This window comes from Halomonas saccharevitans (assembly GCF_900116405.1).
GTDB classification, from domain to species: Bacteria; Pseudomonadota; Gammaproteobacteria; order Pseudomonadales; family Halomonadaceae; genus Halomonas; species Halomonas saccharevitans.
The window spans coordinates 143,375-158,347 of record NZ_FPAQ01000003.1; the positions used below are offsets into that span (position 1 = coordinate 143,375).

General features: G+C 68.9%; 12 protein-coding genes. 5 read left to right on the forward strand and 7 right to left on the reverse strand.

Going from position 1 to position 14,973, the window contains the following annotated elements; genetic code table 11:
• Nucleotides 1-72: 72 nt before the first annotated feature.
• The 3 genes from BM388_RS02730 to purE all read right to left on the reverse strand — a co-directional run bounded on the left by BM388_RS02730 (nt 73) and on the right by purE (nt 3,111).
• A complete protein-coding gene (locus BM388_RS02730) occupies nt 73-1,287 on the reverse strand; it encodes a cation:proton antiporter (RefSeq protein ID WP_217641036.1) in 1,215 nt (404 codons plus the stop codon).
• Nucleotides 1,288-1,463: 176 nt separating this feature from the next.
• Nucleotides 1,464-2,576, reverse strand: coding sequence for a 5-(carboxyamino)imidazole ribonucleotide synthase (locus tag BM388_RS02735; RefSeq protein ID WP_089847048.1), 1,113 nt, complete (start codon nt 2,574-2,576; stop codon nt 1,464-1,466).
• Nucleotides 2,577-2,598: 22 nt separating this feature from the next.
• The gene (purE, locus tag BM388_RS02740) at nt 2,599-3,111 is read right to left on the reverse strand and encodes a 5-(carboxyamino)imidazole ribonucleotide mutase (RefSeq protein ID WP_089846952.1); all 513 of its coding nucleotides are present in this window, start codon (nt 3,109-3,111) and stop codon (nt 2,599-2,601) included.
• A 238-nt stretch (nt 3,112-3,349) separates the two neighbouring features.
• On the opposite strand from purE, the gene BM388_RS02745 reads away from it, so the two are divergent.
• Nucleotides 3,350-3,868 carry a hypothetical protein gene (locus BM388_RS02745; protein WP_089846954.1) on the forward strand — a complete coding sequence of 173 codons (519 nt, stop codon included), beginning with the start codon at nt 3,350-3,352 and terminating at the stop codon, nt 3,866-3,868.
• A 71-nt stretch (nt 3,869-3,939) separates the two neighbouring features.
• Here the strand turns inward: BM388_RS02745 and BM388_RS02750 are convergent, their stop codons facing one another.
• From BM388_RS02750 to lhgO, 4 genes are all read right to left on the reverse strand, one after another.
• Nucleotides 3,940-5,943, reverse strand: coding sequence for a TRAP transporter permease (locus BM388_RS02750; RefSeq protein WP_089846956.1), 2,004 nt, complete (start codon nt 5,941-5,943; stop codon nt 3,940-3,942).
• Between the two features lie 37 nt (nt 5,944-5,980).
• Nucleotides 5,981-6,502, reverse strand: coding sequence for a DUF1850 domain-containing protein (locus BM388_RS02755; protein ID WP_089846958.1), 522 nt, complete (start codon nt 6,500-6,502; stop codon nt 5,981-5,983).
• Between the two features lie 6 nt (nt 6,503-6,508).
• A complete protein-coding gene (locus BM388_RS02760) occupies nt 6,509-7,468 on the reverse strand; it encodes a TAXI family TRAP transporter solute-binding subunit (protein WP_089846961.1) in 960 nt (319 codons plus the stop codon).
• Nucleotides 7,469-7,654: 186 nt separating this feature from the next.
• Entirely contained in the window at nt 7,655-8,851 is a 1,197-nt protein-coding gene (gene lhgO / locus BM388_RS02765; protein ID WP_089846963.1) for an L-2-hydroxyglutarate oxidase, read from the reverse strand.
• Between the two features lie 429 nt (nt 8,852-9,280).
• On the opposite strand from lhgO, the gene BM388_RS02770 reads away from it, so the two are divergent.
• From BM388_RS02770 to BM388_RS02785, 4 genes are all read left to right on the forward strand, one after another.
• Nucleotides 9,281-9,565 (forward strand): XRE family transcriptional regulator, encoded by a 285-nt coding sequence (locus BM388_RS02770; protein ID WP_089847050.1) that lies wholly within the window; start codon nt 9,281-9,283, stop codon nt 9,563-9,565.
• A gap of 261 nt (nt 9,566-9,826) precedes the next feature.
• Nucleotides 9,827-10,603, forward strand: coding sequence for a sulfate reduction electron transfer complex DsrMKJOP subunit DsrO (dsrO, locus tag BM388_RS02775; RefSeq protein ID WP_089846965.1), 777 nt, complete (start codon nt 9,827-9,829; stop codon nt 10,601-10,603).
• The gene (gene nrfD / locus BM388_RS02780) at nt 10,587-11,792 is read left to right on the forward strand and encodes an NrfD/PsrC family molybdoenzyme membrane anchor subunit (protein WP_089846969.1); all 1,206 of its coding nucleotides are present in this window, start codon (nt 10,587-10,589) and stop codon (nt 11,790-11,792) included. Before dsrO ends, nrfD begins: the two co-directional genes overlap by 17 nt.
• Complete coding sequence (locus tag BM388_RS02785; RefSeq protein ID WP_089846971.1) at nt 11,785-14,901, forward strand: molybdopterin dinucleotide binding domain-containing protein; 3,117 nt, start codon at nt 11,785-11,787, stop codon at nt 14,899-14,901. Before nrfD ends, BM388_RS02785 begins: the two co-directional genes overlap by 8 nt.
• Nucleotides 14,902-14,973: the final 72 nt, after the last annotated feature.

Here is a 14,973-nt window from a genome sequence, read left to right on the forward strand (position 1 = left end):
CCTGATCCGCAGAGAACCTGACCCGTCGAACACCGAAACGGCCGACTCGCGTGTCGGCCGTTTTCGTATCCGCTATCTCAGCACCCGCCGGACCAGGACGGGTCCGAGAATCTCGAAGGCCACCGTCGAGCCCACCACCGCGGAGAGCAGGACGGTCCCGTGGGCGGGAAACTTTTCGGCGGCGAGCAGCGCCATGCCCATCGCCACCCCCGCCTGGGGCGTCAGCGCCAGGCCGATATTGCGCGGCAGCTCGGCCTGGCGCTCCCGGGCCAGGCGCACCCCCAGCAGTCCGCCCAGGGAGCGTCCCAGCAGGCGCAGCAGGATATAGGCCAGGGTCAGGCCGAGAGCGTCGTCCAGGTGGTAGAGATCGACACTGGCCCCGGAGAGCACGAAGAAGAACACCAGGAAGGGCCACTCGATATGCTCGATCTCGTTGAAGGAGCGGGTGTGGTGGGTGGAGAGGTTGGCGACCAGCACCCCGGTGATCATCGCGGCCAGCAGCGACGAGACCCCGAGCCACTCCGAGAGCCCGGCCAGCAGCAGGATCAGCGCCAGGGCCTCGACCTGGGTCGGCTCGCCCGGCTTCAGCCGCCCGGTCAGCCAGGCGGCGGGCAGGCCCACCGCGCTGCCCAGCAGCAGCGCGCCGCCCAGCTCCCAGCCGGCCTCCATCAGAGCCAGCTCGCCGCCCCCGGCGCCGGTCAGCCCCCAGCCCAGCAGTGCCATGGCCAAGCCGAAGACTACGATGCCCCAGCCGTCGTCGATGGCCACGATCCCCAGCAGCAGCCGCGCCCGTAGCCGGGTGTCGCCGCTGGCGTGCACGGTCTCCTGAACGGCGGCCGGGTCGGTGGCCACCGAGATGGCGGCCAGCGACACCGCCACCACCAGCGGGAAGCCCAGCGCCATCAGGCCGATGCCGACGGCCAGGGCGCCCACCCCGATCACCGAGAGCGACAGGATCAGCAGCAGCGGGCCGATGCTCTGCAGGCGCTCGCGCGTCAGCTCGCCGCCGAGCAGGAAGGCCACCATCACCAGCGCCACCTGGATCAACGGCTCGCCCAAGCCATTGAGGGGGCGCGCGTCCGGCACCTCGAGCACCAGCTGCTGGATGACGGCCACGAGCACGCCGACCATCACCAGCAGCGAGATGCGCGGCAGCCGGGTCCGGCGCGCCACAGCGTCGGCGAAGATGCTCGAGGAGAGGATCACCCCCAGCAGGATCAGCGCGGCCGCGCTCGGCGACAACGCCACCGGCAGCCAGGCCGGTGCATGAACGGCGGTCTCCGTCACCGATTCGTCCTCCCTGTGATGCCACAGCTTCGCGCGCCGATTCCGCTGACCTTCATCGACGGCCGGATACGCCTACCATGCCACAGGCCAGAGCATGACGCCTGACGACAGAAGGCCCCGCACCTGCGGGGCCTTCTGCATTGCCGGCGGGGCCACCCGGCCGGTTGGTCACGGGGCTAGTCGAAGCTGAAGCGGGGCTCGGGCGCGTCCGGCAGCAGGGCCGCGCAGGCGCGCACCCGCTCGAGCAGCGCCTCGTGGGTCGGTGCCAGCAGATTGACGTGGGCCAGCTTGCGGCCAGGCCGCTCGGCCTTGTCATAGCGGTGCAGGTGGGCATCCGGCAGGGCGAGGAGCTTGGCCGCCTCGCCTTCGCGACCGATCACGTTGACCATGCAGGTCGGCATGCGCGCCGCGGTATCGCCCAGCGGCAGGCCCTGGATGGCACGCAGGTGATTCTCGAACTGGCTGGTCACCGCGCCGTCCATGGTCCAGTGGCCGGAGTTGTGCACCCTGGGGGCCATTTCGTTGGCCAGCAGCGCGCCGTCGCGGGCCTGGAACAGCTCCAGGGTCAGCACGCCCACGTAGTCGAGCTCGTCGAGCAGCGCGCGGATGTAGCCGTCGGCGAGGTGCTGGACGCTGTCGTCCAGATCCGGCATCGGCGCGATCGAGTAGCGCAGGATGCCGTCCACATGCTGATTCTCGGCCATCGGGTAGAAGGCCACCTCGCCGTCGCGGCCGCGCACCGCGATGATCGACACCTCACGCACGAAGTCGACGAAGGCCTCGACGATCAGCCGCGGATGGTTGATCGCCCGCCAGGCCTCAGAGGCCTCGCTCGGGTCCTTCAACACCGCCTGGCCCTTGCCGTCGTAGCCCTCGGTGACCGACTTGGCGACCACCGGCGTGCCCAGCTCCCGAGCCGCCGCCTCGAGCTCCTCGGCGTTCTCCACCAGGCGATAGGCCGGCGTGGGGATCGCCAGGCGGTCGAACAGCGCCTTCTCCTCGGCGCGGTTCTGGCAGACCCGGATCGCCTCGCTGGAGGGATGCACCGGCCGGTGCTCCTCGATGGCCTGGACCAGCGGTACCGGCAGGTGCTCGAACTCGTAGGTGACCAGATCGACCTTCTCGAGGAAGTTCGCCAGGTGCTTCTGATCCGTATCTATGATCACATCCCCGATCCCGGCACTGGGATGGCCGGTGGTATCGAGGAAGCTGAAGCGGTTGGCCAGCGGGTAGCCCGCCAGGGCGAGCATGCGCCCCAGCTGGCCGGCTCCCAGTACGCCGATGTTCATGGCTTTTTCCATAACCTTCTCCTCACTCACTGTCGGGCCGGGGATCAGGATGGTCGAGCACGGTCTGTGTCTGCTCGGCGCGGAAGGCCTCCACGGCGCGGCGCACCTCCTCATCCTGCAGGCCGACCACCTGGGCGGCCAGCAGCCCGGCATTGGTCGCGCCGGCCTTGCCGATGGCCAGCGTGCCCACGGCGACGCCACCGGGCATCTGCACGATGGAGAGCAGCGAATCCAGCCCCTTCAGCGCCTTGGACTCCACCGGCACGCCGAACACCGGCAGCGCCGTCTGGGAGGCCACCATGCCGGGCAGATGGGCGGCGCCGCCCGCGCCGGCGATGATCACCGAGAGGCCGCGCTCGGCGGCGGACTTGGCGTAGTCGAAGAGCAGGTCCGGCGTGCGGTGGGCGGAGACCACCCGAGTCTCGCAGGGCACGCCCAGGCGCTCGAGCATCGCCACGGCATGCTCCATGACGGGCCAGTCCGACTTCGACCCCATGATCACGCCGACCCTCGGCGACTGCTTCGATGACGACATCTGCGACTCCTGGCAAAAACGAACGACGAAAGGGCCACGGGGCAGGCACCACGCGGCACGGTCAAGAATGGAAGGCGAGTATTCTAGCAGAGCACGGCGCGGGCTTCCTCACCCGAGGCGCGGTCGTCGCCGCAGCGCGACAACACTTTCACCCTGAGTGCCAGATTGGCTGCTAGGGTCAGTGTGTGTGGGGCGAAAGGAGCACGCCCAGCGGATTCACCCAACGACGGAGAGAGACATGAAACAGCCACTGATCCTGATCGCCGCCCTGACCGGCACCCTGATGCTTGCCGGCTGCGACGACGGCAGCGACACCGCCGCCGACGAGGCCGCCGAGACCGAGACGCAGATCGAGCAGGAGATGCAGGAGTCCGCCGACGAAGCGAGCGAGGCCATGAACGAGGCCGCCGAGGAGACCGGCGAGGCCATGGACGATGCCGCCACGGAGACGGCTGACACCATGGACGCCGCCGACGAGGAGGTCGCGAGCGCCACCGAAGACGCCATGGACACTACCGAAGCGGCGACCGACGAAGCGATGAGCGAGGCCGGGGACGCCATGGAGGCCACCGAAGAAGCGGCCGACGAGGCGATGAGCGAGGCCGGAGACGCCATGGAGGCCACCGGAGAAGCCACCGAAGCAGCGGCCGACGAGGCGATGAACGAGGCCGGGGACGCCGCGGAAGCCACCGAAGAGACGGCCGATGAGGCGATGAACGAGGCCGAGGAGGCCGTCGACGGCGACACGACCTACTAAATTCGTGCACTCATGCTCAAGACCCCGCCCGAGGCGACTCGGGCGGGGTCTTTCGCGTCTGGCCGACCGCGTCAGGCCGGCACGCTCGAGCGCCGGCTGATCAGCCAGTTGCCGGCCAGGACAAGCACCATCAACGCCGCCCCGGCGGCCTCCACCGCGAGGCTAGGGTAGAAGACCGCGACGATCCCCGGCAGCAGCAGCGCTCGCGAGGGCCAGCCCATACGCGTGAAGAGATACCCCTCCAGGGCCGCGGCGAAGGCGCCCAGCGCCAGTAAGCCGGTGAAGGCGGTCCACACCAGCAGCGGCACGGGGCCGCCCATGATGATCTCCGGGTTGTAGACCATGAACAGCGGGATCAGGTAGAGCCCCTTGGCGAACTTCCAGGCCTGGAAGCCGGTATCCATGGGCTTGGCCCCGGCGATCGCCGCCCCGGCGAAACCGGCCAGCGCGATCGGCGGTGTGACGTTGGAGTCCTGGGAGTACCAGAACACCACCAGGTGGGCGATCAGCAGCGGCACGCCGAACTCGGCCGTCAGCGCCGGGCCCACCAGCACGATCAGCACGATGTAGCTGGCGGTCACCGGCAGGCCCATGCCCAGCACCAGGCTTGCCAGCAGCACCATGACCAGCGCCAGCAGCAGGTTGCCGCCGGAGAAGGCCATCATCATCGAGGAGAACTTCAGGCCCAGGCCCGTCAGCCCCACCACGCCGACGATGATCCCGGCCACGGCGCAGGCCATGGAGACCGCCACGGCGTTGCGGGCCCCCAGCTCCAGGCCGCCGACCAGCTTGAGCAGCCCGCGCATCACCGCCTCCTTGAGGGTGGCGGCGGTGACCTTGTCACCCTTGCGCGGGGCGATGAACAGGAACCACACCGCGAAGCGCGCCACCGCCACTGCCAGCATGGTGAGGATGGCGTAGTAGCCCACCCGCATCGGCGACATGTTCATCACCAGCAGCCACACCAGCACCGCCAGCGGCAGCAGGAAGTGCCACCCGGCGCCCATGACGTCGCGCATCTGCGGCAGCTCGCTCTTGGCCATGCCCTGCATGCCCTGCTTGAGCGCGATGATGTGCACGAACAGATAGACCGTGGCGAAGTACATGATCGCCGGCAGGATGCTCACCTTGACCACGTCGAGGTAGGGCATGCGGGTGTACTCGGCGATCAGGAAGGCCCCGGCGCCCATCAGCGGCGGCATGATCTGGCCGCCGGTGGAGGCCGCCGCTTCGATGCCGCCGGCCTGGTGAGGCTTGTAGCCCAGGCGCTTCATCAGCGGAATGGTGAAGGCGCCGGTGGTCACCACGTTGGCGATGGCGCTGCCGGAGATCGAGCCCATGCCCGCCGAGGCGATCACCGCCGCCTTGGCCGGCCCGCCGCGCTGGCGGCCGGTGGCGGCGTAGGCCAGGTCGATGAAGAACTTGCCGGCGCCGGTGATCTCGAGGAAGGCGCCGAACAGCACGAAGATGAAGATGTAGGTGGCCGCCACCCCCATCGGCAGGCCGAAAATGCCCTCCTGTCCCAGGTAGAGCTGGCCGACCAGGCGGTCCAGGTTGTAGCCGCGGTGCTCGAGGATGCCCGGCAGGAACTGGCCGAGCCAGGGCAGCTCGCCGCGCGGACCGGCGAAGGCATAGAGGATGGCGATCAGGCCGATGATCGTCATGCCGAGCCCCACCGCCCGGCGGGCAGCCTCCAGCACCGTGACGGTGGCGATGCAGCCGACGACGATGTCGGTCTGGCTCCAGAAGCCGGCGCGATTGATGATGTCGTCGAGGTAGAGCACCAGGTAGCCGCCGGTAATCAGCGCCCCGCCGAGAAAGAGCGCATCAACCAGCCCGCTGGCGAGCCCGCGATCGTGCTTAGGCCCCAGCAGGGGGAACATCAGGAAGGCCAGCATCATGATCAGCATCAGGTGGATGCTGCGCTGGTAGAAGAGCCCCAGCGGCTGAATGCCGGCGGAGTAGAGCTGGAACAGCGAGAGCCCCACTGCCACCAGGGTGATCAGCCACAGCACCTGGCGTGAATGGTTCGCCTGGCTGCCGGGGATGACGGGGGAGGTGCCCGATTCGCTCATCGTGATCCTCTCGCGGGAGTGTCCGCAGGGTTGTGGTTCAGTCGAGGGTGGGGGCCGGCAGCGCCAGCCGGATCGTCACCCGTTCGTTGGCCGCCAGGCGGCTGAGGCTCGTGCGCACGCCGTCGACCACCAGGCGATGATCGACGCGCATCGCCCCCACCCGCAGCCGATAGGCGTTGCCCGGCACGGGTTCGTCGATCGCCTCGATCCAGTAGCCGCCCTCGCCGTCCGAGACCTGGCGGCCGCGCCCGGGGATATGGTCGAGCCCCGCGGCGAAGTCGGGCAGGTGGCTGCGCTCAAGCACCATGCGCCCGTCGCGGTGGCGGTAGCAGTCGAGCACCGCAAAGCCTTCGACCGAGTGGTTCCACTCCAGGCACCAGCCCTCGCCCTCGGGCATGGGCAGGCTTACCAGGCGCTCGCCGGCGGCGTCTCGCACCTCCAGCCGGGCCTCGGTCAGGGACGGATCGCCCGGGTCCGCCGGAGCGCCGGCCGCCAGGCCCACACACAGCAGCAGGGCGGGCAGCCAGGCCCGCCCCGCGATCAGGCGTGATGCGTGCATCGAACGTCAGGGACGCTGATGGTCACCGATCTCCGCACCCACTTCCTCGTAGTAGCGCAGCGCGCCCGGATGGAAGCCGATCGGCGTGGACTCCACGCTGAACTCGACGGTGGTGTCGTTGGCCGCCGGGTGGATGGCGATCAGCTCGTCGGTCTGCTCGAAGAGCACCTTGGTGATCTGGTAGGCCAGCTCCTCGTCCATCTCGCTGCTCACGGCGAGCACGTTGGGGATGCCGATGCTCTGCACCGCCTCGCCCATGCCCTCGTAGAGGCCGGCCTTGAGCTCATAGGCCGCGAAGACGGGCTCGGCCTCCTTGGCCTTGGCGATCTCCTCGTCGGTCAGCCCGACCAGGCGGATGTCGCGGGTGGTGGCCAGGTTCATGATCGAGCTGGTGGGCGGGCCCACGCTCCAGAAGCCGGCGTCGATATCGCCGTCACGGATGGCATCGGCGGTCTCGTTGAAGTTCAGGCGACGCGCATCGAGGTCGTCATAGGTGATGCCGTTGGCCTCGAGCAGGGCCTGGGCGTTGACCTCGGTGCCGCTGCCCGGGGCGCCCACGGAGACGGTCTTGCCCTCGAGGTCGGAGAGCGATTCGATGCCGGAATCGGCCAGGGTGACGATCTGCACGGCGTTGGGGTAGATCGAGGCCAGCGCACGGATGTTCTCGAGCTGGCGGCCCTCGAAGTCGCCGGTGCCGTTATAGGCCTGGTAGACGGTGTCGGCCAGCGCCAGGGCCAGGTCGGAGTCGCCGCGCCACACCAGCCCCATGTTCTCCACCGAGGCACCGGTGACCTCGGCGACGGCATCGGCCCCCTCGATGTGGTTACCGATCAGCTCGGCGAGACCGCCGCCATAGGGATAGTAGGTGCCGCCGGTGCCGCCGGTGGCGATGGAGAGCTGCTGGGCGGCGGCCAGCGGGGCCGTGGCCAGCAGCGTGGCGGTAGCGGCATACTTCAGGATTCGCATGGCATTCCTCCGGTCCTGGAACCAGGTTGTAGTGGATTGTTGTTGTAAATGGTTGTTATGAGTTGTTCCGGCACCAGATCGCGGTGCCTCAGGCAACGCTAGCACGGGGCGAGCGTGAGCCACCATGCCACTATTTCTACGTTCTCTGATATTTTCGGCAATCCTCCTTAGGTCGACATCGCAGGATCACGACTCGACCAGCTCCTTCACCTTGTCGACGATGTGCGCGCCGATGGGCAGCGCCGAGGTGGCCGCCGGGGACGGGGCGTTGCCGACGTTCACGGTGCGCCGCGTGTTGACGAACAGGAAGTCGTCGACGAGCTTGCCGTCGCGGGTCACCGCCTGGGCGCGCACCCCGGCCGGATAGGGTGTGAGGTCATCGAGGGTCAGGCTCGGGCAGTACTTGCGCACCAGCTCCAGGTAGCCGCGCTTGTACAGCGAGTTCTTCATCTCGGTGAGCCCCGGGCGCAGGTTCTTGCCCAGCACCCGGAGGATGCCCGGGTCGCTGAACATCCGCGCCATGTCGACAAGCGAGACGTCGCGCTTGCGGTAGCCCTCCCGGGCCAGCGCCAGCACGGCGTTGGGCCCCACGGTCACGCTGCCGTCGATCATGCGCGTCAGGTGCACGCCCAGAAACGGCATGGACGGGTCCGGGATGGGGTAGATCAGGTGATTGACGATGGCGTTGTGCTCTGCGGGCAGCAGGTAGTACTCGCCGCGGAACGGGCAGATGCTGAAGCCGGGGTCGCGGCCGAGCATGCGCACCACGCGATCGGCCATCAGCCCCGAGCACGACACCAGGTAGCGTCCGGTGAACTCGCCCGCGCCGGTGGTGACCACCACCTCCTGGCGGCGCTCCGCCAGGGCGGTGACCTCGGCCCCGTAGCGGATCTCGCCGCCCAGGCGCTCGAACTCGGCGGCCATCGCCCGGGTGACCTCGGCGTAGTCGACGATGCCGCTGGAGGGCACGAAGATGCCGGCGATGCCGGTGATGTTCGGCTCGCGCTCCTTGAGCGCCTCACGGGAGAGCCACTCGCGCTCCAGGCCGTTGGCCGCGGTGCGATCCCACAGCGCCTCCATGCGCTGCTTCTCCTGCTCGTTGGTGGCCACCAGCAGCTTGCCGCAGATGTCGTAGGCGATGTCGTGGGCAGCGCAGAACGCCTTGGTGGCCCGGTTGCCCTCCAGACAGAAGCGCGCCTTGAGGCTGCCCGGGGTGTAGTAGACCCCGGCGTGGATGACACCGCTGTTGTGGCCGGTCTGGTGGCACGCCGCCTCGCGCTCCTTCTCCACCACCAGCATGCGGCGATCGGGCCAGGCCTGCTGGAGCTGCATGGCGGTGGACATCCCCAGGATGCCGCCGCCGATGATGATGAAATCAAACATGCCGTCCTCGTTGTGTCATGCGACGGCCACGCCGCGGTCATGGCGTGGCCTCGTCAGGGTACTCTCGCGTGGGGCATGGCGTCTCAGGCCGGGCTCTTGATGAATGGCTCAAGGCTGGCTGATGAATGGTTCGAGGCTGGCTCATGAATAACCCACGCCTGGCGCGAGTTGCGCAGTTTTCTGGCGTGGGTGACATGGCCTCGCTGGCGCCTCGGCTCGCGGCGCAGATCGGGAGCAACCGCTCGACCCTTCCGCCATGCGAGGGGCCGAACGACGGCCCTTGAGGAGCGTTGAATACTCCGTACCGGTGGTGCCTCGATGCCCCCCGCCGGAGGGTCGATTTTTCCCCGAAAATTCCTCGAAAGGAGACTGGCAAAAACGCTCTTCAGCCGCCATAGTGTGGTTGTCGCAATTGCCAACTGGAGCATCATGAGCACGGCACGTCTTCCCGCCCACGCGGAACCGACCGACCCTCCTCGAAGTAGCCCTGGCCTCGATGTCAGGGACCTGGAAAAACGTACGCGCCTCATGCGTATCATCACACGGCTGATCGCCGTGTCTGACCTGGGCAGCCGCGAAATCGCTCGCCGCGCCGGTCTGCCGATGCAGAAGATCAGCGACCTCCTCTCGGGGAAGCTGGAGCATCTCTCGGTTGACGAGATGCGCCTGGTCTATCACAGCATCGATACGAGCGGGACACCCACGCCGCCCTGATCGATGGACGCCTCGGGCACACGCCCCGGCATTAAGAACAGCGAACGCTCCGCCTCTCGGCGGGGCGTTTTTTTTGTCTTTTTCTTCTCATCAATTCACTTAAATTTCAGAAACTTACTCAGACATTACGCCAACATTAAGAGCTTGCTAATGATCTCTTGATCGACATCAAGTGCCCCGTCACGGGTCGCCGTTAGCCTGCGGGTCATGCCTTTCGCCATGCGCGAAAGATCCCGCCCCATCCAGGCCACCGGAGGCGCCATGGACCCCATTCGCCGTTCCCTTCTCGGCCAGCTGGCCCGCTTGAGCGCGGGCGCCGCGATGGTGCCGCTATCGAGCGTCGCCAGTGCCGGCATCAACCAGCAGCCGCCTCGTCGTGAAGGCGACCCCAGCAAGCGCTACGGCATGCTCATCGACCTGCGCCAGTGCATCGGCTGCCAGGCCTGCACCGTGTCGTGCCATATCGAGAACGCCGCGCCGCTGGGCAGCTTCCGCACCACCGTCTCCCAGTACGAGGTGGCGCACCAGGAGACCGGCGAGGTCGCCACCTTCATGCTGCCCAGGCTCTGCAACCACTGCGAGAATCCGGCCTGCGTGCCGGTCTGCCCGGTGGAGGCCACCTACCAGCGCCAGGACGGCATCGTGGTGGTGGACAGCGACCGCTGCGTGGGCTGCGCCTACTGCGTCAACGCCTGCCCCTACGACGCCCGCTTCATCAACGAGCGCACCCAGACCGCCGACAAGTGCACCTTCTGCGCCCACCGCCTGGAGGCCGGCCTGCTGCCGGCCTGCGTGGAGAGCTGCGTGGGCGGTGCGCGGATCATCGGCGACATGCGCGACCCACAGAGCCAGATCAGCCGCATGATCGCCGAGCACAAGGACGAGCTGATGGTGCTGCAGCCCGAGAAGAACACCCTGCCCCAGGTCTTCTACCTCGGCATGGACGAGCGCTTCGTCACCCGTCCCGATGCCGAGCCGGTGGCCCTGGACGTCCTCGACCCCCACGGCAAGGAGATGGGCTATGAATTCGGCCATTGAGCTGCTCGCCCCGCGCTACGACATCGCCTGGTACCCCTGGGCGGTGCAGTACTTCTTCATGATCGCCCTCTCCTACGCCAGCCTGTGGCTGGCCGCTCCGGGGCTGGTGTTCGGCAAGTCGCGCTGGCTACCCACCGCGCGCCTGGCGCTGCTGGCCTGCCTGACCACCACCCTGGTGGCACCGGTGGCGCTACTTGCCGACCTGCACCAGCCGCTGCGCTTCTGGCACTTCTACGCCTACGCCAACGGCCACTCCTGGATGTCGGTGGGCAGCCTGATCCTGCCGCTCTATGTGGTGGGCGTGATCGTGCTGGCCTGGCTGGCCTGGCGGCCGGCACTGCAGGCGAATCGTCAGGCGCCCGGGCTACAGGGCTTCATCGCCCGCTGGGCGTCGCTCGGCGAGTCGCCGACCCCGCGCGCGCTGCTGGTGCTGGTGGGTCTCGCCACCCTGGCGCTCTCCACCGGCATCATGCTCTATACCGGCGCCGAGGTGGCCATCGTCAAGGCCCGCCCGCTGTGGCACACCGTGTGGCTTCCGCCGATGTTCGTGGCCACCGGCGTCATCGCCGCTGCCGGCCTGATCCTGCTGCTCAACCGGGTGGCCGGTGAGCGCAGCACCACTGTCACCGGCCAGATGCTCAAGGTGATGCTGGGCGCCTGCCTGGCGGCGGGTCTCATTGCCGGCAGCTGGTTCCTCGACGGTATCAACGCCAACGTCGGCTCGGTGGCCGCGGCCCTGGAGTCGGTGCGCGGCAGCGCCGAGTGGCGCAGCACCGCCCTGTGGGGCGGGCTCACCGGCGTGGCCCTGTTCGGCGCCCTGCTCTACCTGCTCACCCGCCCTGCCGCCCGGCGCCCGGCGCTCTTCGCCTGGGCCTGGCTGCTGGGCCTGGTCGCCCTGCACGTGGGCTGGATGTTCCGCTGGGTGGTGCTGATGGACGTGCAGACCGTGGCCCGTCACAGCGCCGGCTTCCACCACTACGGCGTTCCCGCCGGCTCCTCCGGCGTGCTCGGCATCGTCGGCACCTTCGGCCTGTGGCTCGCCGCCATCCTGCTGGTCGATCTCTTCGTGCCGTGGCGCCAGGCGCGCCAGGGCGGCCGCGGCGCCGATGTCTCCCCCGCGCCCGCCAGCGCCGCCTCTCCCGACTCCTCTCAAGAACATGCCCCCGAAGGAGCGCCTCATCATGGCTAAGTCGTCCGCAGATCCGTCACGTCGCCGCTTCATGAAAGGCGCCGTCGCCGCCGGCGGCGCCGCCACCTTCGCCGCCGGCTACGCCGACCCGCTGCTCAAGATGGGCAAGGGCCTCACCGGCAGCGCCGGCGAGACGCCCAAGCACCGCATCCACGGCAACTCCCTGGCGCCGGAATACAGCGTCGACCCGGCCAGCGGCGAGCTGACCCTGAACCCCGACCAGCGCCTGGCCTTCACCGTCTGCTACGGCTGCACCACCAAGTGCGGCGTGCGGGTGCGAATCGACAACGACAGCGACCAGGTGCTGCGCGTCGCCGGCAACCCCTACCACCCGCTCTCCGCCGACGAGCACCTGCCGATGCGCACCCCGGTGGCGGAGGCCCTGCGCGGCCTCAGCGCCTTCGGCGACCAGGGCCAGCAGAACCGCTCCACCGCCTGCGCCCGCGGCAACGCCATGATGAGCCAGATCGACAGCCCCTTCCGGGTGACGCACTGTCTCAAGCGGGTCGGCGGGCGCGGCGGCCGCGAGTGGCAGAAGGTGCCCTTCGCGCAGGTCATCGAGGAGATCTGCGAGGGCGGCGACCTGTTCGGCGAGGGCCAGGTGGAGGGCCTGCGCGCCATCCACGACGTCGAGACCCCGATCGACCCGGCGAACCCCGAGTACGGCCCCAAGGCCAACCAGCTGATGGTGATGGAGGCCACCGACTACGGCCGCTCCGCCATCCTCAAGCGCTTCGCCTTCAACGCCTACGGCACCCGCAACTACGGCCATCACGGCTCCTACTGCGGGCTGGCCTTCCGCATGGGCTCCGGCGCCGTGATGAACGACATGAAGAAGTTCGCCCACGTCAAACCGGACATCCAGAACGCGCGCTTCATCATGTACATCGGCTGCGCCCCCAGCCAGGCCGGCAACCCCTTCAAGCGCCAGGGCCGCCTGATCGCCCAGGCCCGCGCCGCCGGCACCCTGGAGTACGTGGTGGTCGACCCGGCGCTCAACGCCTCGGCCTCCCACGCCGCCGACCACAACCGCTGGGTGCCGATCCGCCCGGGCACCGACAGCGCCTTCGCCATGGCGCTGATCCAGTGGCTGCTCGACCATGAGGGCTACTCCCGCGACTTCCTCGAGATGCCCGGCCAGGCCGCCGCCGACGCCGCCGGCGAGGCCACCCACTCCAACGCCACCCACCTGGTGATCGACAGCGAGAACCACCCGCGCCGCGGCCACTTCCTGCGCGCCAGCGACCTGGGCCGGGCCGAGGCCGGCGCCGAGGACGACGCGCCGCTGGTGATCGCCGACGGTGCACTCGTCGACGGCGAGTCGGTGATGGCCGCCGAGCTCTTTGTCGACCGCGAGGTCGAGCTCGGCGCCGCCCAGGACGGCAGTGGCGAACGCGTGCGGGTCAAGAGCAGCCTGACCCTGCTGCGCGAGGCGACTCACGAGCAGAGCCTGGCCGACTACGCCGCGCACTGCGGCATCCCCGAGGCGACCATCGTCGCGCTGGCCGAGCGCTACGCCCGTCACGGCCGCCGCGCGGTGGTCAACTGCCACGGCGGCATGATGTCCGGCAACGGCTTCTACGCGGCCTTCGCCGTGCAGATGCTCAACCTGCTGGCCGGCAACCACAACCGCAAGGGCGGCAGCGCCCCGGGCGGCGGCCAGTTCAACGGCGTGGGCCAGGGTCCGCGCTACGACCTGGCCAACTTCCCCGGCAAGCGCGGCCCGCAGGGCATCTTCCTCTCGCGCTCGCGCTTCCCTTATGAGAAGTCCTCCGAGTATCGGCGCAAGGTGGCCGCTGGCGAGGCCCCCTACCCGGCCCGGGCGCCCTGGCGCTCCCTGGCGCCGCCCACCCTCACCGAGCACCTGCCCTCGGCGCTGGACGGCTACCCCTACCCCATCAAGGCGGTCATCGGCTGCATGGCCAACCCCATCTACGGCCAGGCCGGCCTCGAGGGGCTGATCGCCGACAAGCTCAAGGACCCCAAGCGCCTGGGGCTCTACGTGGCGGTGGACGGCTTCATCAACGAGACCAACCGCTACGCCGACTACATCGTGCCAGACTCGGTGATGTACGAGGTGTGGGGCTTCACCGGCGCCTGGCGCGGCACCCTGGGCAAGATGACCACCGCCTGCTGGCCGGTGGTGGAGCCGCGCCAGGAGAAGACCGAGGAGGGCGAGCCGGTCTCCATGGAGAGCTTCTTCATCGCCGTGGCCAAGCGCCTGGGCCTGCCCGGCTTCGGCGAGGGCGCCATCCCCGCCGCCGACGGCAGCCTGCACCCGCTGAACCGCGCCGAGGACTTCTTCCTGCGCGCCGCCGCCAACGTGGCCTTCCAGGGGGAGCCGCTGCCGGCCGCCGAGCAGAGCGACATCGACCACGCCGGCCTGGCACCGCTGATACCCAAGCTCGTGCGCACCCTGCCACCCGAGGAGCACGGCCCGGTGGCCTATCTCTACGCCCGGGGCGGGCGCTTCGAGGACTTCCAGGATCACTTCAAGGGCGAGAACCTCACCAGCGCCTGGACGCGCACCCTGTGCGTCTACAACGAGCGGGTCGGCACCAGCATCAACACCCAGACCGGCGTGCCCAACCGCGGCGTGCCCTGCCACGGCCCGGCGTCCCTGGCCGACGGCCGCGCCATGCGCGAGGTGTTCACCGAGGAGGAGTGGCCACTGCTGGCGTTCTCGTTCAAGTCGAACCTGATGAACTCCTACGCCATCGGCCTCGAGCGGCTACGCATGATCAAGCCCTACAACCCGGTGATGATGCATCGTGAGGACGCCGAGCGCTTCGGCATCGCTCACGGCGACGTGATCCGCATCGAGAGCCCCGGCGGCGGCGTGACCGCGCTGGCGCTGGTCGGCGAGGGTGTCGCACCGGGGGCACTGGCCATCGAGCACGGCTACGGCCACCGTGACCTCGGCGCCACGCCCCACGTGATCGACGGCGAGTCCCAGCCGGATCTCGAGTGGCTGCGCGCCGGCATCAACATCAACGACCTGGGCTTCGAGGACCCGACCCGCCGGATAGCCGGTACCTGGCTCGAGCCGATCAGCGGCGCCGCCGTGCGCCAGGGGCTGCCGATCCGGGTTACCCGCGTCGAGGCCTGAGCGGCCGCCACGCCGACGCGTACGTACGCCCCGCCTGTCCGGCGGGGCGTTTTTTGTGTGGCGACGAGAACG